Raw genomic sequence first — 21,103 nt, 5'->3', positions numbered from 1 at the left:
AGCTGAAATCCACAATCCTGCATCGCCGCAATCGGGAACCCTCTGATGTCGTCCAGAGAAGATCCTTCAAATACCATTTCTTTAACGCCGGATGTTTCCATGATGTTGTGCTGCATTTAATTTTTCATGCTGCGCTCCCGTATCGAGTTTATGAAGACTGCATTGTATCGGAACCAGTACATAAGGTCAAGAGCAGGCCAGGATGGCAATGCGAAGCCCGCGACTGGCGGGCGTGTGCTGGTGCACGTACCGGTGGTGTGCCGCGAGCCGGTGCCAGAGCGCACGGGGACGCCCACAGATGTCCTAGCCTGGGCGTGTTGCCCTGGGCCCTGATGCGTGCCGCCTTGGCCGTGATCGACCGCCGCGAGGGCTACGAGGTGCAGCTACGCGCGGCGCTGGTGGCGTGCACCGATCCGATCAAACCCGGCCAGCCTTGAGGTCCAGCACCTTGCGCGCGATGTCCGTCTCGCTCAGCCCGACCAGCACAAAGTACATCTTTGCGTTGACATGGCGCGGGGCCTGGTTGACTTCGATCCATTCCCGCTGCTCGTAGCGTTCAACCGCAAACGTATCTTCAGCGGTCGGGGCGGGGTAATCCACATGGTAGATGCCTTCCGCGACCTGGATTTTCCGCCCGTGGCGACGGCCTCCCACAAGCGTTATGAAACGACCGCCTTCCATGTGGCGCCCTGCGTGGATGTCGGCCTGCAGCATGTCATTAATGCGCGTCTGCCACCCGGTGCCTGACGCCTTCAAGGCCACCACCACGTCGGGGTCTAGGCGCACAGTGGTGCTCACCTTCGCATCGGCCTTCAAGCTGCCGCTCGGGCGGCCCGCCTTGCGCTTGGCGATCTGATCGGGCGTGTGCACAGCGGCGAACTCGCCCCCCTGCGCCTCGGCCAGGGACTCGCGCAGTCCCGGCACGGATTGGCCAGCGTCCGCTTCAATGGCCTGGGCCACCTTCTCGGCGTCCAGGCCCTGCAGGTCGTTCATGGTCTTGATGCTCATCGCTTGATCTCCTTTGGAAGAAAGTTGTCCTTTTCGGACTTCGTATACACCGCCACCAGCAGCACAATTTCATCGGTACTCAGGTTGAAGTAGATCACCCTGGCGCCGCCGCGCTTGCCACGGCCTGCCACCGTCCAGCGCACTTTGCGGGCACCTTCAGCGCCGGGAATCACTTCACCGGCTTCAGGGTTAGTGGCGATAAAGGCGATGAAGCCCAGGCGGTCGGCTTCAGTCCACACGTCAGCGACTTGCCTCTGGAAAGTTGGGGTTTCGACTACGGTGAACATAAATTTATTGTAGTAACGTTAAATTCATGGCGCAAGTGATATTTTGTAGTTACGGAAAATACTTGGTTGAGTTGGGCGAGGGGCTTTGCTGCGCTCCTGAATGGGTAGCGCCCGGCCTTTGCGCGACGCAGGCCGCGCGAAGACAAGCGGGGTTGACAACTGCACAAGGTCGAAAATCTGTAAATTTATACAGTATCAACTCAACCGGAGCTCGTCATGAGCAACTTTTTTCCACCGCCTGCCGTCCTGCGCACGCCCACCTGGTACGGTGGCCCGCCCGACGAATCGCCGCTTCTGTTTCCTGCAGAAGACTACAGGGTGGAGCACCGTGCCGGGCGCTCAATCGTACGCATCATCGTCTCCGGTGCCCTGATATACGACGGCATCGGCCCGGTGGAAATCTCCCCCTCCGATGTTCCGTTTTGACGGATATGGAGATCCCCAACGGAATCCTGGCCCGAGTGCGTGGCGAGGACATCTCTGCTGGCAACAAGTAACTGCCTGACCCTGTGCACGCCACTGTCGGCAGCACCATTGCCGAGGTGAACGGCCTTCACCGGGGCCCCATCCAGATCGTGTAGCACCGTCGCGTGCAGCGCAGCGGACGCAACTGCTTTCCCTACTGGGTCGCCGTGCGCGCATGGGAGGTCGACCGCCTGGCTTCCGAGCGGCTGTAGCGCCATGCTGCTTTCTCTTCACATCATCAAGATCGAGCCGGGGCACTATCGGGCCCATGTGATGGTTGGGCGCGAGGAGTTGGGAACCATCGACACGGTCAGTATCGGTGCCGCAATCCGCGAGGCCGGTGGCCAGGCGCTGCCCGACCTGTCTGGCTACCACGTCTGGCATGCGCACGTTTGCGCCGGCACCTGCACGCCCAGCAATATGCGCATCGACCCCGAGGGCCTCGCCCAGCGGCTGATGGCGCTGCACGGCCAGTTCAAGAGCTGAAAGGGCTTCGGGGGTATGCTCCGGCTTCAATCAGGGAGAGTTGCATGACTTCAGCACAGGACGCATTCGCCCAGGTCGTGGCCACCTTGTCGGCCTGCCGCGCTGAGACGACTTCAGGGCCAGCGCAGCAGGCGGCCAAGAGACTGGGATTTGTGGACCATGAGCATAACGATGAGCAGGTGCTGTGCCTCCTCCGATTCTGGGACGCCGCCGGCAACTCCGCCACCCTCAAGGAAACGTGGCCAGGGCCCGCGCAGCCTGCTCCAGGCACACCAGATACCCACCGAATCCGCGTGATCCTCGCTGTCACTGGCCAAGCCGACGTGGAAGAGATGATCGAGTTCGAGGCCTAGCGCGATCGCAGCACCGATATGCAGGGGAGCAAGCTTCGGGCCGAGTGACTGCCACTGAACCTAAATCCGAACCCGAAACAGCTTTTTCCAGCGTGCCATGGCGTGGGGCTCCATGGGGAGGACTACGCTGCAATACGCCCAAATACCGCCTAGCGTGGGTTCGAATCCCTCCGTTTCCGCCAAACATGAACCCCAAGTGATTTCTGATCGCTTGGGGTTTTTTGTTGGGCGGGCGCCAAGAGTGCATAGCAAGGCCCGAACAAGGCGTTCGACAGGTCGGAATTGGCCCGAAATGGCGAGGTGGTTTGATGGTATCGGCCCGCTGCCGATCCGCCAGGCGCGGAGGCAAGAAATGGAGCTGCCTACCGAACCAGCGCAAACCAGAGCAACGGCCCCACGATCAGGGCACTGGCGCCGCTGAGAACAGCTTCGGTTTTCGGGCTGAAGCGCCCAGATGTCTGCGCGACCTGCTGAACCAGCCAGCCCACACCGCTGCTCAATGCAAGCAGGTAGGCCAGGTTCAGCGCGCCGGCAAGGCCCAAGGTGCCCCGTGGCGGGTCCATTGCTGCAAAGGCAATTGGCGGGGCAAGACAACAACAGATGGCAACCACGATCCAACGCATGGTTTCCTCCTTCTGGATGGCCATTTATTGTGCGGTGCGGGCGGGCTTTGGGCCATCACCGATTTGGGGGAGGGAGGACAGAACCCCCTCACACCCCGGAGCAAGTTGGTACATTTCGCCGTGGCTCGGAGCGGTTTTTCTGGCTCGTCCATGGGCGGGGCACCACTGGATGGCGCACGCAGAGGGAAAAAAAAGGGAATGTTGAAAAGCAAGTTCATGCGCTGGCTCCTGTTGCTGCCAGCCGCATTCGCGGTCGCCTTCCTGGCGCAGCGCCTGACCAAATTCATCAGCGCCTGGCAGATGGGCCATGGCGTGCTGGGCACGCTGCTCATCGAACTCGGCTCCGGCGCTATGCTGGGGGCGGTGTTCGTGCTGACCGGCGTGGCCATGGCGCCTTCGCACCGCCGGCAGGTGGCGATGGCGCTGTTCACCATCGTGGCCATCGTCTTCGGGATCACTGTGTTCACCGCGCTTTTGTTCGAGGGGGAGATGTGGGTCTACGCGAATGGAACAGCGATGCTCGTGGGCGCGCTGACGGTGGCCTACCCCCGGATCTCTGCCTCCGGCGCATCGCGCAGGGTGTGAAAACACCCAGCGTTTTAGGCCAGATTGGCAAAAAAACGCTTGCCAGCCGGATGCAGGAGGCGCAAGGTATCGGCACTGAAGGATCTCCCCCAAGTCTGTGTGGGGCCAAAAATCCATAAAAAAATGACCGGTGCAGACGGCCAGTGAAAGTCGGCTGGCAAGGAAGGGTCGGGGCAAATCACGCTGCTGACTGGCCTTGGCCGGCGGATTGCGCGCATGCGCGCCCAACACAGGGAGGACCTCGCGATGAATTTCCTGCAAAGCCTGACCATCAAGACGCGCTTGGCCATCGGCTACGCCGTCCTCGCATTCGCCCTCATCCTGGTGGCGATCATGGGTGTACGGGGGCAGTCGCTCACGCAGCAGAACCTGGAGGTCCAGGTCAACCATCTGGGGGTGATCAAGGGCCTGGGCAACAGCGTGCTTGATGCCGCCAACGCCAGGGCCGTGTCGGCGCGCAACCTGGTGATCGCCAGTTCCAAGCCCGATGAGGCTTCGGAGCTCAAGCTGATCGGCACGGCCCACGAAGCCGTGGGCAAGGGGCTCAAGAACGTGGAAGAAGCTCTGAAGACCGCGCCGCCCGAGGCGGATGGGCCGCTGCAAAAGCTGCTGGCCCAGGTCAAGGAAACCGAGTCGGCCTATGGCCCCATCGCCCTGGAGATCACCCGCCTGGCGAGCGGGGGCGAGAAGGACACGGCGATCCAGAAAATCAACGCCGAGTGCCGGCCGCTGCTGACCCGGCTGGTGGGCAACCTCGACGCCTTTCTGGCAGAAACCGACAAGATCAGCCAGCGGGCCATCGAGCGCTCGATGCAGCAGTTCGAATCCCTGCGCATGCAGCTCATCGTGCTGAGTGTCGCCGTGGTCATTTTTGCCGTGGTGCTCGGTTACCTGACCACGCGTTCCATCATCGGGCCGCTGGGTGAGGCGAGTGCCGCCACAGAGGAGTTTGCCCACGGCAACCTGGCACGCCCGATGGTGGCCCATGGCAATGACGAGATCGCTGCGCTCGTGTCCGCCATGGAGGCCATGCGCCAGAGTCTCTCGGGCCTGGTGGCTGGGGTGCGCGAGGGGTCGATGAGTGTGTCCACCGCCAGCTCCGAGATCGCCCAGGGCAACCAGAACCTGTCCACCCGCACCGAGCAGCAGGCCAGCGCCCTGCAGCAGACCGCCGCTTCGATGGAGCAGCTCGGCTCCACCGTCAAGCAGAACGCGGACAACGCGGTCAACGCCAACCGGTTGGCCCATTCCGCCTCCACCATCGCCCAGCAGGGCGGGGATGTGGTGGCGCAGGTGGTGGAAACCATGAAGGGCATCAACGATTCCAGCCGCAAGATCAACGACATCATCAGCGTGATCGATGGCATCGCCTTCCAGACCAACATCCTGGCCTTGAATGCCGCTGTGGAGGCTGCGCGCGCGGGTGACCAGGGCCGTGGCTTTGCGGTGGTGGCCGGCGAGGTGCGCACCCTGGCCCAGCGCAGTGCCCAGGCGGCCAAGGAGATCAAGCAGCTCATCACCGAGAGCGTGGGCCGCGTGGAGCATGGCACGGCCCTGGTAGACAAGGCCGGCGCCACCATGGGCGAGGTGGTGGCCAGCATCGGCAGCGTGACCCGTCTCATGGGCGAGATCAGTGCCGCCAGCTCGGAACAAAGCTCGGGCGTATCGCAGGTGGGCGAGGCCGTGACGCTGATGGACCAGGCCACGCAGCAGAATGCGGCCTTGGTGGAAGAGATGGCGGCCGCCGCATCCAGCCTGCGCACGCAGGCCGACGACCTGGTGAAGTCGGTCTCGGTCTTCAAGATCGACGGCAGCGGGCATCCGCAATTGCTGCTGCACTGAGCCCGGCAGGCGAGCGCCTCCGGTGGGCTGCACAGACCGGCTTCGCCGGCTTTTGCGGCCGGGCCGGCACCGGAGTCCGGCACCTGACAAACAGGTTCTCACAACTTCTTTGCGCGCCTTGCAGTTCAATCGGGACCTGTACGCATCCTTTGTCCCATCGCGGCTTTTTTGCAGGAACCTGAATGATCGAAGCCATGCTCATCGGAGACTCGGTCCTCTACGGCGCACAGGGCGAAGGCCTGAACCGCCCGGGAGGGCGCCTGGCCATCACGCCGCGCCAGACCCTGAACACCGCGCAGGCGGTCTACGACTTCTGCTACGACCATTCCATGCCCGGCGCCAGCTTCACGCTGCTGCTCTCGGATGATCCTGCCCAGCGCATGCTGGCCGGGCTGCCCGGTGGCATTGCCCTGGCCGACCTGCTGGCAAACACCGATGCGGGCGCCGTGCTGTTCAACCTGGGCGGCAACGACCCTGCAGACCCCGTCGTGCTGCCCGCGAACATCCGGCGTGTGGCGTCCATCTGCACGCTGGCCAGCAAGGCCTTCGGCTTTGTGGGCGTGGTCGACGTGAACACGACCTCCTCGTACGCCTACGAGCCCGTGGGCACCAGCTTCTGGGATTCGGGCTACCTGGCGAGAGTGTCAGGCGTTGCGGCGGTGGCAGAACTGCTGCGCCAGACCTGTGCCTACCAGAAGTACCCGTACGTGGACATCCGCAACGGCGTGCCCATCACCGACCGCTGGGATGGCATCACCGGCGATGTTGCGCACCCCAGCCAGGCCTACAGCATCCAGATCTTCACCTACGTTGCGCGCACCATTGCGGGGATCTGATGCCGTGCGCTCCTGGCTCAGCCGCCCGCGCCATGCATCTCCTGCAGGCGGCGCTTCTCGGCGTCGGTCATGCCGAGGTATTCCTCCTGCACCTGTTCGCGGGTCTTGGCCAGTGCCGTCTTTGGCAGTGGCAGCGCCATGCCGCGCGAGAGCAGGGCCAGGGTGCCGTCCTTGCGGGCGGCCTCGATCTCGCCGAGCACTTCGCTGCGCTGGCGGCTGCTGGCCGGCTGGTGGTCGGGGTGCCGGGTGTAGCCGATCTCGCCGCCGGCAGCGTGGTACACGGCCGAGGCTTGAACGGGGGCAGCGATGGCCAGGGCGGTCAGCGACAGGAGGAGGGCGTTGCGTGCGGTGGTCATGGTCTGGATCCTTTCGGTTGGTTGGGTGAATGGACCTCACTGTAGAAAGCCACCACCGTCCAAACCCCCACGCGCAGATGACGAATTTGTAATCCGCGTGCAGGTCCGGTTCTTCGACAATCTGGACATGAAAATCCTGCTTATCGAGGACGAGGTCAAGCTCGCGCAGTACCTGCGCAAGGGGCTCACCGAGGCGGGCCACGTGGTCGACGTGGCGCACGATGGCGTCGATGGCCTGCACCTGGCGCTGCAGGGCGACTACGCTGTTCTTGTGCTCGACGTGATGCTGCCCGGCATCGACGGTCTGAGCCTGCTGGCCGCACTGCGCAAGACGCGCCAGACCCCTGTGCTCATGCTCACCGCGCGTGTTGGCGTGGACGACCGCGTGCGTGGCCTGCAGACCGGGGCGGATGACTACCTGGTCAAGCCCTTCGCGTTCTCGGAGCTGGTGGCCCGCATCGACGCCATCGTGCGGCGTGGCCAGGCCGGCGTGCCGGCGGGGCAGCCTGCGGCACTGCTGCGTCTGGCCGACCTGGAGCTTGATCTGCTGCGCCGCAAGGCCACGCGCGCCGGCCAGCGGCTGGACCTGACGGCACAGGAGTTCCTGCTGCTCACGCTGTTTCTGCGCCGCCAGGGCGAGGTGCTGTCGCGCACCGAGATCGCCTCGCAGGTCTGGGACATGAATTTCGACAGCGAGACCAATGTGGTCGAGGTCGCGGTGCGCAGGCTGCGCAGCAAGATGGACGTGCCGTTCCCTGCGCCCCTGTTGCACACCATCCGCGGCATGGGCTATGTGCTGGAGGAGCGCGCGCCATGAGGGAGGGAGCACCGGCGCCGGTGTCGCCGCGCTCGCTGCGCAGCCGGCTCTCGTGGTGGTTGGCGGTGCAGAGCTTTGTCGGGCTGGGCGCTGTCTGCCTGGTGGTCTACCTGGTCACGGCCGCAGGTTTCGGGGCGCGGCAGGACGATGCACTGCGGCAGAAAGAGGGCATCCTGCGGCACCTGCTGGGCAGCGAAGAGGGGCATGCCGCCTCCATGTCCCAGGGCAGGCATGCGCTCGATGACTTCCTCGCCGGGCATGAGAACTTCCGCCTGCAGGTCACCGGGCTCGATGGGCAGCAGGTGTACCCACCGGCGCCCGATGCCAGGCCCCTTGCGACCTGGCGCGAGCTGCGCTTCGAAGTGGCCCGTGCGGCCGTCGCCCCATCGCAGCCCGCAGCCACGCTCCAGGTGCAGTTGCGCATGGATGTGCAGCCCGACGATCTACTGCTCGGCCGCCTGGCGGCCACCCTGGTGCTGGCGGCCCTGGCCGGCACCGTGGTCGTCTCGCTGGGTGGCTTCACCCTGGTGCACCTGGGCCTGGCGCCCGTGCGGCAGATGGCTACGCAGACGTGCCAGCTGTCTGCCTCCACGCTGCACCAGCGGCTCGACGGCACAGGGCAACCGGCCGAACTGCAGCCGCTGGTCGAGCAGTTCAACGCGCTCTTGGGCCGGCTGGAAAAGGCCTATGCGCAGATGGAGGGCTTCAACGCCGACGTGGCCCATGAGCTGTGCACGCCGCTGGCCACCCTGCTGGCCAGCAACGAGCTGGCCCTGCGCAGGCAGGGCAGGGACCATGGCCCGCAAGGTGGGGGCGAAGTGGCCGAGGTGCTGTCTTCCAACCTCGAAGAGCTGCACCGCCTCACCAGCATCGTGAGCGACATGCTGTTCCTCTCGCAAGCCGATCGGGGCGCCCGTGCGCGCCGCGCACCGGTGGCCAGCCTGGCCGCCGTGGCCGCGCAGGTGGCCGACTACCACGAGGCTGCGCTGCAGGATGCGGGGCTCACCTTGCAGGTCGTGGGCGATGCCGCAGGCGACTTCGACGTGCCGCTGCTGCACCGCGCCCTGTCCAACCTGATCGGCAATGCCACGCGCTACGCCGCAACGGGCAGTGCGGTACGGGTATGCATTGCCCTGCAGCCTGGCGGTGCCGTGCAATTGGTGGTGGAAAACACCGGCCCCGATGTGCATCCCCATGTGCTGGAGCGGCTGTTCGACCGTTTCTTTCGGGGTGACACTGCGCGCAGCGATGGCCAGAAGAACCACGGCCTGGGCCTGGCGATCACGGATGCGATTGCCCGCATGCATGGTGGGCGCACTGTGGCGACCTCGGCAGGGGGCGTCACGCGCATCGGGCTGGTACTGGCTGCCGGGTAGTTGCCGGCTCAGAACGCGGCAATATCCGCCATCTTGCGCGCGCACACCGATGCCCAGGTGGCCTCGAACACCCGGGTCGTCTTGCGGCTTTCGATGGCGTGGAACTCCGGGTCGCCCGATGCGTAGAAGCGCCGGAACCCCTCGTACGCGCCGAACGCGTTGCGTGCATCGATCTCGCCGCACAGCATGTGCAGGGGGCCATCGCTCACGAACAGGTTGCGGAACTTGGCGGCGTCGGGGTCTTGCATCCGGGAGGTGAGGGCCTTCGTGGCACCAGCGAGGAACCGGGCGTAGTTGCCTGCCTGGATTTCCTCGCGCTGCGTGGCGCGCGCGTGCATGCTGTCGAGCAGGGCGCCACTGGCCACCTTGCCGTTGCTGGTGATGGACGTGATCCGGTGATCTGCACGACCCAGGTTGCAGTACACCGGCTTCTTGCCGGGCAGCGCGGGCCAGGTCACGGACATTTCGCTGGCCGACGAGGCTTCGGCGCTTTCGGTCGCTTCGGCCTCGCGGCCCTGGGCCACGGTGATCAGCCGCGTGCACAGGCGCACTGCTTCGGCCAGGGGCAGAGGCGGGAGCTGCGCTGTGGTGGGTGCGGGCGCCGGGTTGGGTGCCGCTGCAGGTGTGGATGCGGGCGAAGGTGTGGGCGTGGCCGTAGGCAGTGCGTCCGCAGGCCTCCTGGTGGCTTCCTTGAAGCACGCCAACCGCTTCTTTGCATCGGGCAGGCGGTTGCAGGCCTCCAGTAGCAGGTCCGACGGCTGTGCGGTCACCAGGGTCGTGGCAACTGCCAGGGCAAGTAGTACGGCGCTGCGCCAAGGGACGTTGTGGGGCATGGGCGGCAAGGTGGCGGGGCTGGCTGGACGATCCATTCTAGGGGCCACGACACTGAGCGTCCGCAGTGCGCAGGATTTGTATGATGCGCAGTACCGCGCTGCGGTTGGCGTGGGGCAAAGCGAGGCAGAAATGCGGCGATTAGGGCGGGTGGGCTTGTGCGGATGCGTGGCGCTGCTGGGGATGTTCCCGGCGGCCTGGGCTGCGCCGCCCACGATTCAATGGGAGGTGCTGGAAAGGCAACTGGAAGATGCCAGCGTCCGCCGTGCCCTGTTGCGGGCCCGCCTGACGGCCGACCCCACCGCCGCCGACGCGGACCTGCTGGGCAACGAGATCCTGGCGCTCAACCAATCCGTGCGGCAGGCGGAGCGGGCACTCAGCTATGCGCCCACCCTTCCCGTGTCGGCAGAGCCCTTCGATCCCGTCTACCGTGGGCCTCTACCAGAATCCATGCGGCGGATCGCCCGCATCAAGCCCGCCATCTGGGCAGGCCTGGCTGACGATGAGCGCCTGGCCATTTCGTCGAAGTGGAGGGTGGAACTCCTGCACGCGGGCCGGTACGGCTGGATTGCGGACGCCCAGACAGTGGATGAGTCCACGCCCGGCACCACGGGCGGGTCGGTGCTGGGCGGTGCCTTGGGCCAGGCCGCGTATGTCGACCGGGCGTTTCGCCCGGGCAACAACTACTCGGCCGGCATGCAGGTGCTCGCGGGCGTACTGGGGGCTGTGGCGGGCTCGGCGATGGACCGGCCGCCCACGCCATCGTTTCGCACGCGCTACCACGTGCGCACGGAAGACGGTAGCGTGGTCGCGGTGGACCAGAACCGGAGCGACCCCTTCCGCATGCCCCTGTCCACCTGCGTGGAGCTGCCTTCCCTGTCCGATGGCGACCCCTCGCTGTGTTCGCAGACCATCGAAATGGTCCGCAGCAAGTATCTGTAGGCGGGGGCCTTCGTTCGGGGCGGGCAGGTGCCCGCCCTTCGTGGCTCACTCGTCGATCGACGCGCTCCAGCGGCTGCCCCAGTCGGGTGCGCTCACGCGCTCGATGTTGCGCCGGTCGCGCTTGGTGGGGCGGCCCTCCTGCAGCGTGGCGGCGGGCTCGGGGGCCAGGCGGCGCTGCTCGGCAGCGGCCTCGCGTGCGGCAATGCTCTCGGCGGTTTCTTCGTACAGCAGCTGGGCCACGGGGGCGGGTCCGCGCGCGCCGCTCAGGGCGCGCACGGTCACGGTGCGGGCCACGGGGCCCTGGCGCAGGGCCACGGTGTCGCCGGGGCGCACATCGCGTGCCGGTTTGGCGGCCTGGCTGTTGACGGTGACGCGGCCCTTGCCGATCTCTTCGGTGGCCAGGCCGCGGGTCTTGTAAAAGCGGGCGCACCAGAGCCACTTGTCCAGGCGCATCGTCTCGGTGGGGGTCATGGGGGTGATTGTGCCGCGTCCGGCATGCCCATGCCGTGGGCCAGGGGTAGCCGCACCACGGCGTCCAGGCCCAGCACGCGGCCGGCCTGGGTGCGGTTGGTCAAGGAGATGGTGCCTGAGAGCGCAAGCACGATCTCCTGACAGATGGCCAGGCCCAGGCCGCTGCCGGTGCGCACGTCGCCGGCCGAGAACGGCTGGAACAGGCGCAGCGCCAGCTCGTCGTCGATGCCGGGGCCATGGTCGCTCACCGTCAGCGCTGCATGGCGCCCATCGGTGCGCAGCTCCACCGACAGCTCACTGCCCGGCGGGGCGTGGCGCACGGCGTTGTGCAGCAGGTTGCGGGTCAGCTCGCGCAGCATCCACTCGTGTGCCTGGATGGGCGCGGCATCGGTGTGGATGCCGAAGTCCAGGTCGCGCTGGGCGATCAGGGGCGAGATGTCGAGCGCCACGCCGCGCAGGATCTCGTCGAAGCGCGTCACGGGCGGCGCGCTCTGCTGGCGCAACTGCTCCACCTTGGCCAGCGCCAGCATCTGGTTGGCCAGCTGGGTGGCGCGGTCCACGGTGTCGCTGATCTCGTGCAGCGCCTGCTCGGCCGGCATGTCGCCGCGCAGGGCCGACTGCACCTGGGTCTTGAGCACCGCCAGCGGCGTGCGCAACTGGTGCGAGGCATCGCGCACGAAGCGCTTCTGGTGGCGCAGCAGGTGGCGCAGGCGCTGCAGAAACTCGTTGGTGCCCTCGATCAGGGGCTGCAGCTCGCGCGGCGCGGCGGGCGCGGTGATGGGGCTCAGGTCGCCCTCCTGGCGGGCCTGTAGCTCCCGGCTGAGCTGGCGCACGGGCTGGGTGGCGCGCTGCACCACCAGCACCACCGTGATGCCGATCACCGCGATCAGCAGGGCCTGGCGCAGCAGGGTGTTGCGCAGGTTCTGCAGTGCCAGCGTCTCGCGCACTTCCAGCGTCTCGGCCACCTGGATCACGGCCATGGCCCGCCCGCTGGAGCTGGCCACCGGCTGCAGGAGCACGGCCACGCGCACCGGCATGCCGCGGAAGGTGTCGTCGTAGAAGTCCACCAGCGCCGCATAAGGCGGGCGCGCGGGGATGGTCCCCTTCCACAGCGGCAGTTCGTCAAAGCCCGAGATCAGGCCGCCCTGCAGGTTGGAGACGCGGTAGTACATGCGGCTCTTGTTGTCCGCCTCGAAGGCCTCCAGCGCCGAGTAGGGCACGATGGCGCGCAGGTGCGCGGCCTCGTCGTAGCCGGTCACGTCCAGCTGCTCGCTGATGCTCTTGGCCGACGCCAGCAGCGTGCGGTCGTAGGCGGTGGTCAGCGAGGCCAGGGTCTGCTGGTAGCCGCTGACGGTGTTGTAGGTGATGAACACCACCACCGGCAGCAAAATGCCCAGCAGCAGCCGGCGGCGCAGCGAGTGGGGCCGTGGCGTCGGTGGCGTGCGGGGCTCGCCCGGAGGCTTGTTCATGTCATGCATCCGTGCGCAGCAGGTAGCCCAGGCCGCGCAGGGTCATCAGTGTCAGGCCCGTGCCGGTCAGCTTCTTGCGCAGCCGGTACACCACCACTTCGATGGCCTCGTACTGCACGTCGAGCTGGCCCGGGAAGACCAGCTCGTAGAGCCGCTCCTTGGTCACCGCGTGGCCGGGCTGGGCCAGCAGCGCGTGCATCAGCGCCAGCTCGCGCGGGGTGAACTCCATCACCTCGCCGCCCAGGTAGATGGCGCCGCTGTTGGTGTCGTAGCGGATGGCGCCGATCTGCTGCACGCTGGGCGGCAGGGCATTGCTGGCCACCGGGTCGGCGCTGCGGCGCACCAGTGCGCGCAGGCGGGCTTCGAGCTCGTCGAGATCGAAAGGTTTGGGCAGGTAGTCGTCGGCACCCGAGTTCAGGCCCATGATGCGGTCGCCCACCGTGCCGCGCGCCGTGAGGATGATCACCGGCGTGCGCAGCCCGCGCGTGCGCGCCTGCTGCAGCACCTGCAGGCCGTCGAGCCCGGGCAGGGTCAGGTCCAGCACCACCGCATCGGGCGGCTGCGCGGCCCACTGCGCCAGTGCGGCGCGGCCATCGCCCACGGGCGTCACCTCCATGCCGCGGCGGCTCAGGGCCCGGTGCAGCGTGGCCTGCATGGTGGGGTCGTCTTCGACAAGAAGCAGTTTCATGCGCGGGACCATATCACTGTGGCAACGGCTGTGCACGGTTCCCGGCTTTCAGGTTTTCCTCTCAGCCGCCGGTAGCATGCAACCTCTGGTTACCTAGTGTTTTCCCTATGATTGTGGACAGCCGTTTGACAGGCAGGGCGCGCATCATCGACAGGTTCGCCCATCACACTAGGAGACACCAATGCGTCGTGATACCTTCCTCAAGTCCCTGGCCGCCATGGCGGCAGCCGGTGCCTTGCCGCTGACCGCCCAGGCTGCTGCAGCCATCAAGATGATGATCCCCGCCAACCCCGGCGGTGGCTGGGACACCACAGGCCGTGCCCTGGGCAAGGCCATGCAGGACGCAGGCGTGGCCAGCTCGGTGACCTATGACAACAAGGGCGGCGCCGCCGGCGCCATTGGCCTGGCGCAGTTCGCCAACGCCAGCAAGGGCGATCCGAATGCGCTGATGACCATGGGTGCCGTGATGCTGGGTGGCATCATCACCGGCAAACCGCCGGTGGGCCTGGACAAGGTCACCCCCCTGGTGCGCCTGAGCAGCGAGTACAACGTGTTCGTGCTGCCCGCCAATTCGCCCTTCAAGACCATGAAAGACGTGGTCGATCAGCTCAAGAAAGACCCCGGCAGCGTGAAGTGGGGCGGTGGTTCGCGCGGATCCACCGAGCACATCGCGGCCGCCATGATCGCCCGCGAAGTGGGTGTGGACCCTGCCAAGATCAACTACGTGGCCTTCCGTGGGGGCGGTGAGGCCACCGCCGCCATCCTGGGCGGCAACGTCACCGTGGGCGGCAGCGGCTACAGCGAGTTTGCCGAGTACATCACTGCCGGCAAGATGCGCGCCGTGGGCGTGACCTCGTCCACGCGCCTGAAGGGCGTGAACGTGCCCACGCTCAAGGAGCAGGGCATCAACGTCGAGATCGGCAACTGGCGCGGCGTGTACGGCGCGGCCGGCATCACCGCCGAGCAGCGCAAGGACCTGGTCGAGGCGCTGTCCAAGACCTACAAGCACAAGTCCTGGCAGGATGCGATGGAGAAGAACGGCTGGACGCCTGCGTGGCTGGCCGGTGACGAGTTCTCCAACTTCGTGGACGCCGAGTTCGCCAGCCTGCGCGCCACGATGGTCAAGTCCGGCATGATCTGACGCTGGCGCTGCCAGCGAAAGCCCATCGTCGTACCCTCCGGGCGGCGCGCAATACGGTGCTGGCAACAGTCCTCTGCGCGCCGCTCTTCCTTGCGGGACAAAAACATGACACAACATTCCTCTCGCTCCACGGCCCTGCAAACTGTGGTGGGCGCCGGCACGCTGCTGCTGGGCGGCCTGCTGGCCTGGGGTGCCACCTCCATCAGCTCCGAGGCGGGCTATGGCGGAGTGGGCCCGAATTTCTTTCCCTGGGTGGTGGCCATCGTGCTCATCGTCTGCGGGGTGCTGTCCATCATCCATGCCCGCACGGGCGGCTTTCGTGATCTGGAAGAAGCCTCGGGCGACGGCAGTGCCCATTGGAAGGGCTTCGTCTGGGTCTCGGTCGGCCTGCTGCTCAACGCCATGCTCATCACCACGCTGGGCTTCATCCTGAGCTGTGCGCTGTGCTTCGTGCTCGCAGTGCGCGGCTTCAAAAGCTCCGAAGGCCGGCTCGACCTGAGCCCCAAGGCCTGGTTCAAGGACCTGCTCATCGGGGTGGCGCTGGCCGCGCCGGTGTACTGGATGTTTACCCAACTGCTGGCGATCAACCTGCCCGGCCTCACGAACACGGGGTGGCTGTAAAGCCTGCGCCATATGGAAACCTGGAACCTTCTGCTGCAGGGCTTTGCCACTGCCGCTACCCCCATCAACCTGATGTGGGCCTTCATCGGCTGTGTCATCGGCACGGCCGTGGGCGTGCTGCCCGGCATCGGCCCTGCCGTGGCCGTGGCCATGCTGCTGCCCATCACCGTCAAGGTGGAAGCCACCGCATCGATGATCTTCTTTGCGGGCATCTACTACGGCGCCATGTACGGTGGCTCCACCACCTCCATTCTGCTCAATACCCCCGGTGAGGCGGGGTCCATGGTCACGGCCATGGAGGGCAACAAGATGGCCAAGAACGGCCGCGCCGGTGCGGCGCTGGCCACAGCGGCCATCGGCTCCTTCGTGGCAGGCACCATCGCCACCGTGCTGGTGACCTTCTTTGCGCCCATCGTGGCCGAATACGCCGTGCGCCTGGGCCCACCCGAGTACTTCATGCTCATGGTGCTGGCCTTCACCACCGTCAGCGCCGTGCTGGGCAAGAGCACGCTGCGCGGCATGGTCTCGTTGTTCGTCGGCCTGGCCATGGGTCTGATCGGCATTGACCAGCTCACAGCCCAGGCGCGCTACACCGGTGGCGTGCCCGAGCTGATGGATGGCATCGAAGTCGTGCTCATTGCCGTGGGCCTGTTCGCCGTGGGCGAGGCCCTGTACAACGTCATGTACGAGGGAAAGACCGAAGAGACGCAGAACAAGCTCACCAGCACTCACATGACCAAGCAGGAGTGGCGCCGCTCCTGGCCCGCATGGCTGCGCGCCACTGCCATCGGTTTTCCCTTCGGCACCGTGCCGGCCGGCGGCAGCGAGATCCCCACCTTCCTGAGCTATGCGGCCGAAAAGAAGCTCAGCAAGCACAAGGAAGAGTTCGGCACCACCGGCGCCATCGAAGGCGTGGCCGGTCCAGAGGCCGCCAACAATGCGGCCATCACGGCCACGCTGATCCCGCTGCTCACGCTCGGTATCCCGACCTCCAACACCACCGCCATTTTGCTCGGTGCGTTCCAGAACTACGGCATCCAGCCCGGCCCGCAGCTGTTCAGCAGCAACGGTGCGCTGGTCTGGGCGCTGATCGCGTCGATGTACATCGGCAACGTCATGCTGCTGATCCTGAACCTGCCGCTGGTAGGCCTGTGGGTCAAGCTGCTCAAGATCCCCAAGTCGTACCTGTACGCGGGCATCCTGGTGTTTGCCACGCTGGGCGTGTATGGCATGCGCCAGAGCGCGTTCGACCTGGTGCTGTTGTACGCCATCGGCCTCCTGGGCGTGGTCATGCGCCGCTTCGACTTCCCCGCCGCCCCTGTGGTTGTGGGCATGATCCTGGGCCCCCTGGCCGAGGCGCAGATGCGCAATGCGGTCGCCATCGGCGAAGGCAAGTGGACCATCTTCCTGGAGCGCCCCGGCTCGCTGACCCTGATGGTCATCGTTCTTGCCGTGCTGATTCTGCCCCGCGTGGCGCGCCGCTGGGCAGCGCGCAAGGCGGCGGCCGAGGGGGTCACTGCTGCGGGCTGAGGGCTAACCTGTTTTGGGTAGTTGGGGCGGCACGGCAGTTTCTGCAGTGCCGCCCTTTTTTCATCGGCGTGCGAGGGCGCGGAACGGCTCAGGGTGTGCATCCCTCTTGCAGTCCCTGTGCCAGCGCATCGAAAACCACCTTGATGCGCCGCGCCGTGCGCAACTCGCGGTGCGTGACCAGCCAGATCGGGAAGATCACGGGCGGCACGTCGTCGAGCACGCGCACGACGCCGGGGGTGGCGTGGGCGATCTCGTCCATCATGGCGCCGATGCCCATGCCCTGGCAGACCAGGGCCCAGTGGGCTACCGAGTGGTCGGCGTAGCAGCTGAAGTTGGCCTCGGTGAGGTGCAGGCCGTGCTGGCGCAGGTAGCCCAGGTACTGGCCTGAGCGGTCCGAGCCCACGAAGGGCAGGTGGGCTGCCTCTTCGGCGCTGCGCGGGTGGCCATGGGTCTTGACCCAGTCTTCGGACGCATAGAAGCAGGCCGATGCCTCGCGGATCAGCCGGGCGATCAGCTCCGGCTGCTCGGGCTTGGCATGGCGGATGGCGATGTCGGCCTCGCGGCGCAGCAGATCGCTGAACGCATTGGACGGGATCACCTCGATGCTGATGCCTGGCTCCTGTTCGCGCAGGCGCCGCACCAGCGGAGGCAGCAGGTACGAGGCCACGGCATCGCTGGCCGAAACCGAGACCACACCGCCCACGGCCTGCGAGCGGCCGGTGGCTGCCAGGCCCAGGGCGTCGGCGGCTGCGCCCATGGCGCGCGCGTGCTCCAGCAGGTCCAGCCCGGTGGTGGTGAGTGCCATGGCCTTGCCCACGCGCTCGAACAGGGTCACGCCCATGCTTTGCTCGATGGCGGCGACCTGTCGGCTCAGCGTGGGCTGGGTCAGGCCGAGCTTGCGGGCGGCGGCCGAGAGCGAGCCGGTTTCGGCCGTCTCCAGAAACGCCTTGAGCTGGTTCCAGTCCAATTTATCCATGCATAAATGTATATGTTCACTGCAATTTGCGGCAATTCCCTGGGGCGTGGTGCATGGATAGCATCCAGTGCTGTCCATTGCAAGACTGTTGTCCCCACCCCATGCCGATCACCACCACCGCTGAGCCTGCCGGCGCACTACCACCCCCGCAGGCGAGTGCGTCGACTACCCGCAAGGCCCGTTTCTGGGACCGCATCGCAACTAGGTACGCGGCCGACCCGATTGCCGACATGCCAGGCTATGAGGCCACGCTGCAGCGCGTGCAGGCGCTGCTGTCGGCCGAGCAGGACGTGCTGGAGATCGGCTGCGGCACGGGCTCCACCGCGCTGCGTCTGGCGCCTTTCACCCGGCGCCTGCTGGCGACCGACGTCTCGACCGGCATGATCGCCATTGCCCAGGGCAAGCTGGCGGCCCAGCCGGTGCCGCAGTTGAGCTTTGCGGTGGCCGACGCCGATGCGCCGGGGCTCGGGCAGGGCACCTACGACGTGGTGCTGGCCTTCAGCGTGCTGCACCTGGTGAGCGATCTCGACCACACGCTGCAGCTGGCGATGCAGGCCCTGCGGCCCGGCGGCCTGCTGATTTCCAAGACGCCCTGCATCGCCGAGATGAATCCGCTCATCCCCTGGCTTGCGCTGCCGCTGATGCGCGCCATCGGCAAGGCACCCCACGTGCTGAGCTTCGACGGTGCAGCGCTGCATGCGGCCATTGCCCGCCAGGGCATGGACATTGTTGCCGCCGAACGGCACGGCACCCGGGGCAAGGACATCCGGCTTTTCATCGTGGCCCGCAAGCCGCCCGAGTTTCCCTACGCTCCGAGCAGGCTGTTGCCCAAGCTGGGCGAACGCGGCCCCGACCACTTCATCAACCGCAGCAATCCGTGAAGCCGTTGAATCCGATGCCCTTGGGTGGCTTTGACCTGCCGCCTCGTGCTGGCGCACCGCTCTTGTGCGCCGTGCCGCTGGCAGGGGCTCTGGCCGGGCGGCCCGGGCTCAGCCGTCCAGCCCCGTCTCCTGCCGGTACAGGCCTGGCAGGAAGTTCTCGAACATGCCGACTTCTTCGATGTTGTGGCGCAGCCAGGCGGCACCCTTGCCAGCGGGGAATGCCAGGCGCGAGAGCAGCGGGTGCAGACTGCGCGCCACCGTGCCGCGCCCGCCAAAGAGCAGGCAGTTCTCGTACTGCGTGCCCTCTGCCACGGCCTTGAAGCGGTATTCCATGCGCGCCAGGCCCCGGATGCCATGCACCACGGGGTTGTGGATGAAGCCCTCTTCGTCGAGCTTCTCGATGTCGGTCACCACGTCCACCACGAAGGCCGGGTTGGCGCCCAGCATCTCGCGCAGGTGGATGGCCGCGCCCGGCCCCACGCTGCCGTCGGGCAGGCGGCGCGCATAGCTGGCGTGGACGTGGTCGTAGGGATGCCACACCCGGTAGCGGTTGATGCGCACGCTGCCCACCTCCACGTCGCCCTCCAGGTGGGCGAACCACCATGCCAGCATGCGTGGAGTCACCCCGCGCACCACCTCGTGGCGTATCCAGCAGCGTGTGCGGCCATCGGTCAGCGTGTCGATGCCGCTCGCAGCGCTGCCCACGGGCTTGAGTCCCCAGGGCAGATGTACGGGCGGGGGTACTCCCTTGAAGCTGGCCGGGCAGGCCGGCACATCGACCGATGGGAAACGCGAGGCCAGCCGCTCGGGCAAAGGCAGGGCCTGGTAGTGGGGCAGGACAGCGGGCATGGCAGAACCTCGAAAATATGTATAGCAATTACTGTACTAATTTTGCCTTATAAAGTAAAGCGATTGCTATACTTGGCGCATGACCTCCCCTCCTTCACTGGACCCCTCTCCCCGCGGTCGTCCGCGCTCCGACGCGCTGCACGCGGAAATCCTCTGGGCCGCGGCGCAGTTGTTCAGCACCCAGGGCATCGGTGGCACCACCACGCGCCAGGTGGCTGCACAGGCGCAGACCACCGAGCGCACCCTGTTCAAACACTTTGGGTCCAAGGAGGGGCTGGCCCAGGCGGTGATCTCAGAAGCGGTGCTGCCCCATTTGGCCCCGGCATCGCTGGCGGGGCTGGCCGAGGCCATCGCGGCCTACGGTGGTGATCTGGTGGCCTGGCACCAGGCGCTGCTGCGCGCACGGATCACCGCGCTGCAGACTGCGCCCGAGCTCACACGCCTGCTTCTGGTCGAACTGGTGCGGGACGAGGGCCTGCGCGGGCGCTTTGCCGCGCAGTGGAAGCCGGCAGTGTGGGGCCCGCTGGTGGCATTGTTTGACCGGTTGCAGCAGCAGGGACTCCTGCGCAGCGACGTCGCGGCAGGAGTACTCGCCCGGCGCTTTTTGGCGCTCAACATCGGATTTTTGGTTTCGCGGTTGGTCCTGGCCCCGGATCTGGCGCTCGATGACGAGGAGGAGATCGCCTCGATCGCGCAGGTGTTCTTCGCAGGGGTGTCGCCGCTGCGCGGATGAGGCGACGCGGGCAGGGCAGGCCTGCGGGTGAGATCTTGTGCACGGCGGCATGACCGCTGTGGTCCATGGTTTGCAGTGGTGGCGGGCAGGCCCTGGCGTACTTGGATGGTCCTGGGTACGCCCCGACCTTGCCCGCCCAGCAAACTTCGCAAGCCAGATGCCGAGGACTCTCATCCTCGAATATCCCCCACCAGGTAGCTTGCTCAGACGGGCAAATCATACCATAAAATGCGAATCATTCTTATTATCAAGGATGGTGCATGCATACCCTGTCCGAAGAGTTCCTGGTGCTGTGCCGCCAGCTGGGGGAAGCGCAGACGCGTTGCAGCGACGCGCTGGCCCGGCAGGCGGGCGAGCTTGAGCAGTTGCGGGCCGAGGTGGTGCGGCTGCGGGCGGCGGTGGTGGTGCGCGATACGCGGCTGGCCCTGGCGCAGGAAGACCTGGCGCAGTTGCATGCCGCGCAGCCGGGGCTCAGGCGCCGCCTGGACATGGCGCGGCACATTGCAACGCTGGCCGAGCGCATTGCCAGCCTCTCGCGCGAGTGCCTGCGCTGGCGGCTGCAGGCGGTGGCTGCGGCCTCGGAAGAGCAGGGCGTTGCGCCGGCCCCGGCTGCGGCCATGGACGGAACCGACAATCCGGCCCTGAACTCCAGCCTGGCCGCCGCTGACCTGGTCATCTGCCAGACGGGCTGCATCAGCCACGACGAATACTGGCGCGTGCAGGACCACTGCCGGCGCACTGGCAAGCCCTGCATCCTGGTGGACCAGCCGCTGGGCGCGGGTGCGGCCGACAAGGCACAGCCTGTGGTCGTGCTGCGCATGGCGCGCGGCCTGCGGGCAGTGAGCGGCGTGCAGGCCGTGGATGCCGTGGATGCCGCTGCAACGCCTGATACGGATTTGCATTCGATCTTATAGCCAGGCGGGAAGCCGTAGACAGT

Annotated in this window: 25 protein-coding genes; 15 read left to right on the top strand and 10 right to left on the bottom strand. The window is 66.4% G+C overall.

The window, feature by feature from the left end:
* Positions 1-417: 417 nt before the first annotated feature.
* Both QYL93_RS21680 and QYL93_RS21675 read right to left on the bottom strand, forming a co-directional pair.
* Positions 418-1,008 carry a BrnA antitoxin family protein gene (locus QYL93_RS21680; protein WP_305745594.1) on the bottom strand — a complete coding sequence of 197 codons (591 nt, stop codon included), beginning with the start codon at positions 1,006-1,008 and terminating at the stop codon, positions 418-420.
* Positions 1,005-1,295 carry a DNA-binding protein gene (locus QYL93_RS21675; RefSeq protein WP_305745593.1) on the bottom strand — a complete coding sequence of 97 codons (291 nt, stop codon included), beginning with the start codon at positions 1,293-1,295 and terminating at the stop codon, positions 1,005-1,007. Before QYL93_RS21675 ends, QYL93_RS21680 begins: the two co-directional genes overlap by 4 nt.
* Before the next feature lie 216 nt (positions 1,296-1,511).
* Between QYL93_RS21675 and QYL93_RS21670 the strand changes: the two genes are divergently transcribed.
* The 3 genes from QYL93_RS21670 to QYL93_RS21660 all read left to right on the top strand — a co-directional run bounded on the left by QYL93_RS21670 (position 1,512) and on the right by QYL93_RS21660 (position 2,599).
* Complete coding sequence (locus QYL93_RS21670; protein WP_305745592.1) at positions 1,512-1,721, top strand: hypothetical protein; 210 nt, start codon at positions 1,512-1,514, stop codon at positions 1,719-1,721.
* A gap of 255 nt (positions 1,722-1,976) precedes the next feature.
* Positions 1,977-2,246: a hypothetical protein gene (locus QYL93_RS21665; RefSeq protein WP_305745591.1), complete on the top strand. Its 270-nt coding sequence runs from the start codon at positions 1,977-1,979 to the stop codon at positions 2,244-2,246.
* A gap of 44 nt (positions 2,247-2,290) precedes the next feature.
* Positions 2,291-2,599, top strand: a complete 309-nt coding sequence (locus tag QYL93_RS21660; protein WP_305745590.1) for a hypothetical protein — start codon at positions 2,291-2,293, stop codon at positions 2,597-2,599.
* A 362-nt stretch (positions 2,600-2,961) separates the two neighbouring features.
* Here QYL93_RS21660 and QYL93_RS21655 read toward each other — a convergent pair whose 3' ends face one another.
* Positions 2,962-3,246: a hypothetical protein gene (locus QYL93_RS21655; protein ID WP_305745589.1), complete on the bottom strand. Its 285-nt coding sequence runs from the start codon at positions 3,244-3,246 to the stop codon at positions 2,962-2,964.
* A gap of 192 nt (positions 3,247-3,438) precedes the next feature.
* On the opposite strand from QYL93_RS21655, the gene QYL93_RS21650 reads away from it, so the two are divergent.
* The 3 genes from QYL93_RS21650 (at position 3,439) to QYL93_RS21640 (ending at position 6,485) form a co-directional block, all read left to right on the top strand.
* Positions 3,439-3,807: a hypothetical protein gene (locus QYL93_RS21650; RefSeq protein ID WP_305745588.1), complete on the top strand. Its 369-nt coding sequence runs from the start codon at positions 3,439-3,441 to the stop codon at positions 3,805-3,807.
* Between the two features lie 246 nt (positions 3,808-4,053).
* On the top strand, positions 4,054-5,649 hold the full coding sequence (locus QYL93_RS21645) for a methyl-accepting chemotaxis protein (RefSeq protein WP_305745587.1): 1,596 nt from the start codon (positions 4,054-4,056) through the stop codon (positions 5,647-5,649).
* 182 nt (positions 5,650-5,831) lie between these two features.
* On the top strand, positions 5,832-6,485 hold the full coding sequence (locus QYL93_RS21640) for an SGNH/GDSL hydrolase family protein (protein ID WP_305745586.1): 654 nt from the start codon (positions 5,832-5,834) through the stop codon (positions 6,483-6,485).
* Positions 6,486-6,502: 17 nt separating this feature from the next.
* Here the strand turns inward: QYL93_RS21640 and QYL93_RS21635 are convergent, their stop codons facing one another.
* Complete coding sequence (locus tag QYL93_RS21635; protein WP_305745585.1) at positions 6,503-6,841, bottom strand: DUF4148 domain-containing protein; 339 nt, start codon at positions 6,839-6,841, stop codon at positions 6,503-6,505.
* Positions 6,842-6,968: 127 nt separating this feature from the next.
* Between QYL93_RS21635 and QYL93_RS21630 the strand changes: the two genes are divergently transcribed.
* Entirely contained in the window at positions 6,969-7,658 is a 690-nt protein-coding gene (locus QYL93_RS21630; RefSeq protein ID WP_305745584.1) for a heavy metal response regulator transcription factor, read from the top strand.
* Positions 7,655-9,034: a heavy metal sensor histidine kinase gene (locus QYL93_RS21625; RefSeq protein WP_305745583.1), complete on the top strand. Its 1,380-nt coding sequence runs from the start codon at positions 7,655-7,657 to the stop codon at positions 9,032-9,034. The genes QYL93_RS21630 and QYL93_RS21625 overlap by 4 nt, the downstream gene beginning before the upstream one ends.
* Positions 9,035-9,042: 8 nt before the next feature.
* On the opposite strand, the gene QYL93_RS21620 is transcribed toward QYL93_RS21625, so the two are convergent.
* Positions 9,043-9,867, bottom strand: a complete 825-nt coding sequence (locus QYL93_RS21620) for a hypothetical protein (RefSeq protein WP_305745582.1) — start codon at positions 9,865-9,867, stop codon at positions 9,043-9,045.
* A 166-nt stretch (positions 9,868-10,033) separates the two neighbouring features.
* On the opposite strand from QYL93_RS21620, the gene QYL93_RS21615 reads away from it, so the two are divergent.
* A complete protein-coding gene (locus QYL93_RS21615; protein WP_305745581.1) occupies positions 10,034-10,807 on the top strand; it encodes a hypothetical protein in 774 nt (257 codons plus the stop codon).
* 45 nt (positions 10,808-10,852) lie between these two features.
* Here QYL93_RS21615 and QYL93_RS21610 read toward each other — a convergent pair whose 3' ends face one another.
* Genes QYL93_RS21610 through QYL93_RS21600 form a run of 3 tightly spaced genes read right to left on the bottom strand, consistent with a single transcriptional unit; the run spans position 10,853 to position 13,447 of the window.
* Positions 10,853-11,278 (bottom strand): RNA-binding S4 domain-containing protein, encoded by a 426-nt coding sequence (locus QYL93_RS21610; protein ID WP_305745580.1) that lies wholly within the window; start codon positions 11,276-11,278, stop codon positions 10,853-10,855.
* The gene (locus tag QYL93_RS21605) at positions 11,275-12,747 is read right to left on the bottom strand and encodes a sensor histidine kinase (protein WP_305745579.1); all 1,473 of its coding nucleotides are present in this window, start codon (positions 12,745-12,747) and stop codon (positions 11,275-11,277) included. Before QYL93_RS21605 ends, QYL93_RS21610 begins: the two co-directional genes overlap by 4 nt.
* A gap of 1 nt (position 12,748) precedes the next feature.
* Positions 12,749-13,447 carry a response regulator transcription factor gene (locus tag QYL93_RS21600; protein WP_179679136.1) on the bottom strand — a complete coding sequence of 233 codons (699 nt, stop codon included), beginning with the start codon at positions 13,445-13,447 and terminating at the stop codon, positions 12,749-12,751.
* Positions 13,448-13,616: 169 nt separating this feature from the next.
* On the opposite strand from QYL93_RS21600, the gene QYL93_RS21595 reads away from it, so the two are divergent.
* The 3 genes from QYL93_RS21595 to QYL93_RS21585 all read left to right on the top strand — a co-directional run bounded on the left by QYL93_RS21595 (position 13,617) and on the right by QYL93_RS21585 (position 16,727).
* Positions 13,617-14,576 carry a tripartite tricarboxylate transporter substrate binding protein gene (locus QYL93_RS21595; RefSeq protein WP_305745578.1) on the top strand — a complete coding sequence of 320 codons (960 nt, stop codon included), beginning with the start codon at positions 13,617-13,619 and terminating at the stop codon, positions 14,574-14,576.
* 105 nt (positions 14,577-14,681) lie between these two features.
* A complete protein-coding gene (locus QYL93_RS21590; protein ID WP_305745577.1) occupies positions 14,682-15,197 on the top strand; it encodes a tripartite tricarboxylate transporter TctB family protein in 516 nt (171 codons plus the stop codon).
* A gap of 12 nt (positions 15,198-15,209) precedes the next feature.
* Positions 15,210-16,727, top strand: coding sequence for a tripartite tricarboxylate transporter permease (locus tag QYL93_RS21585; protein ID WP_305745576.1), 1,518 nt, complete (start codon positions 15,210-15,212; stop codon positions 16,725-16,727).
* Positions 16,728-16,815: 88 nt separating this feature from the next.
* On the opposite strand, the gene QYL93_RS21580 is transcribed toward QYL93_RS21585, so the two are convergent.
* On the bottom strand, positions 16,816-17,703 hold the full coding sequence (locus QYL93_RS21580; protein ID WP_305745575.1) for a LysR family transcriptional regulator: 888 nt from the start codon (positions 17,701-17,703) through the stop codon (positions 16,816-16,818).
* A 101-nt stretch (positions 17,704-17,804) separates the two neighbouring features.
* Between QYL93_RS21580 and QYL93_RS21575 the strand changes: the two genes are divergently transcribed.
* Complete coding sequence (locus QYL93_RS21575) at positions 17,805-18,584, top strand: class I SAM-dependent methyltransferase (RefSeq protein ID WP_305745574.1); 780 nt, start codon at positions 17,805-17,807, stop codon at positions 18,582-18,584.
* Between the two features lie 108 nt (positions 18,585-18,692).
* On the opposite strand, the gene QYL93_RS21570 is transcribed toward QYL93_RS21575, so the two are convergent.
* The gene (locus QYL93_RS21570) at positions 18,693-19,433 is read right to left on the bottom strand and encodes a DAPG hydrolase family protein (RefSeq protein WP_305745573.1); all 741 of its coding nucleotides are present in this window, start codon (positions 19,431-19,433) and stop codon (positions 18,693-18,695) included.
* A gap of 79 nt (positions 19,434-19,512) precedes the next feature.
* Between QYL93_RS21570 and QYL93_RS21565 the strand changes: the two genes are divergently transcribed.
* Positions 19,513-20,166 (top strand): TetR/AcrR family transcriptional regulator, encoded by a 654-nt coding sequence (locus QYL93_RS21565; RefSeq protein WP_305745572.1) that lies wholly within the window; start codon positions 19,513-19,515, stop codon positions 20,164-20,166.
* Between the two features lie 260 nt (positions 20,167-20,426).
* Positions 20,427-21,080 carry a DUF2325 domain-containing protein gene (locus QYL93_RS21560; RefSeq protein WP_305745571.1) on the top strand — a complete coding sequence of 218 codons (654 nt, stop codon included), beginning with the start codon at positions 20,427-20,429 and terminating at the stop codon, positions 21,078-21,080.
* Positions 21,081-21,103: the final 23 nt, after the last annotated feature.

Origin of the sequence: Acidovorax sp. A1169 (assembly GCF_030704685.1) — a bacterium.
In the GTDB taxonomy this organism is placed as follows: Bacteria; Pseudomonadota; Gammaproteobacteria; order Burkholderiales; family Burkholderiaceae_C; genus Acidovorax.
The sequence above is the reverse complement of the archived record's forward strand: the minus strand, read 5'-3'. Positions and strand labels throughout refer to the sequence as shown.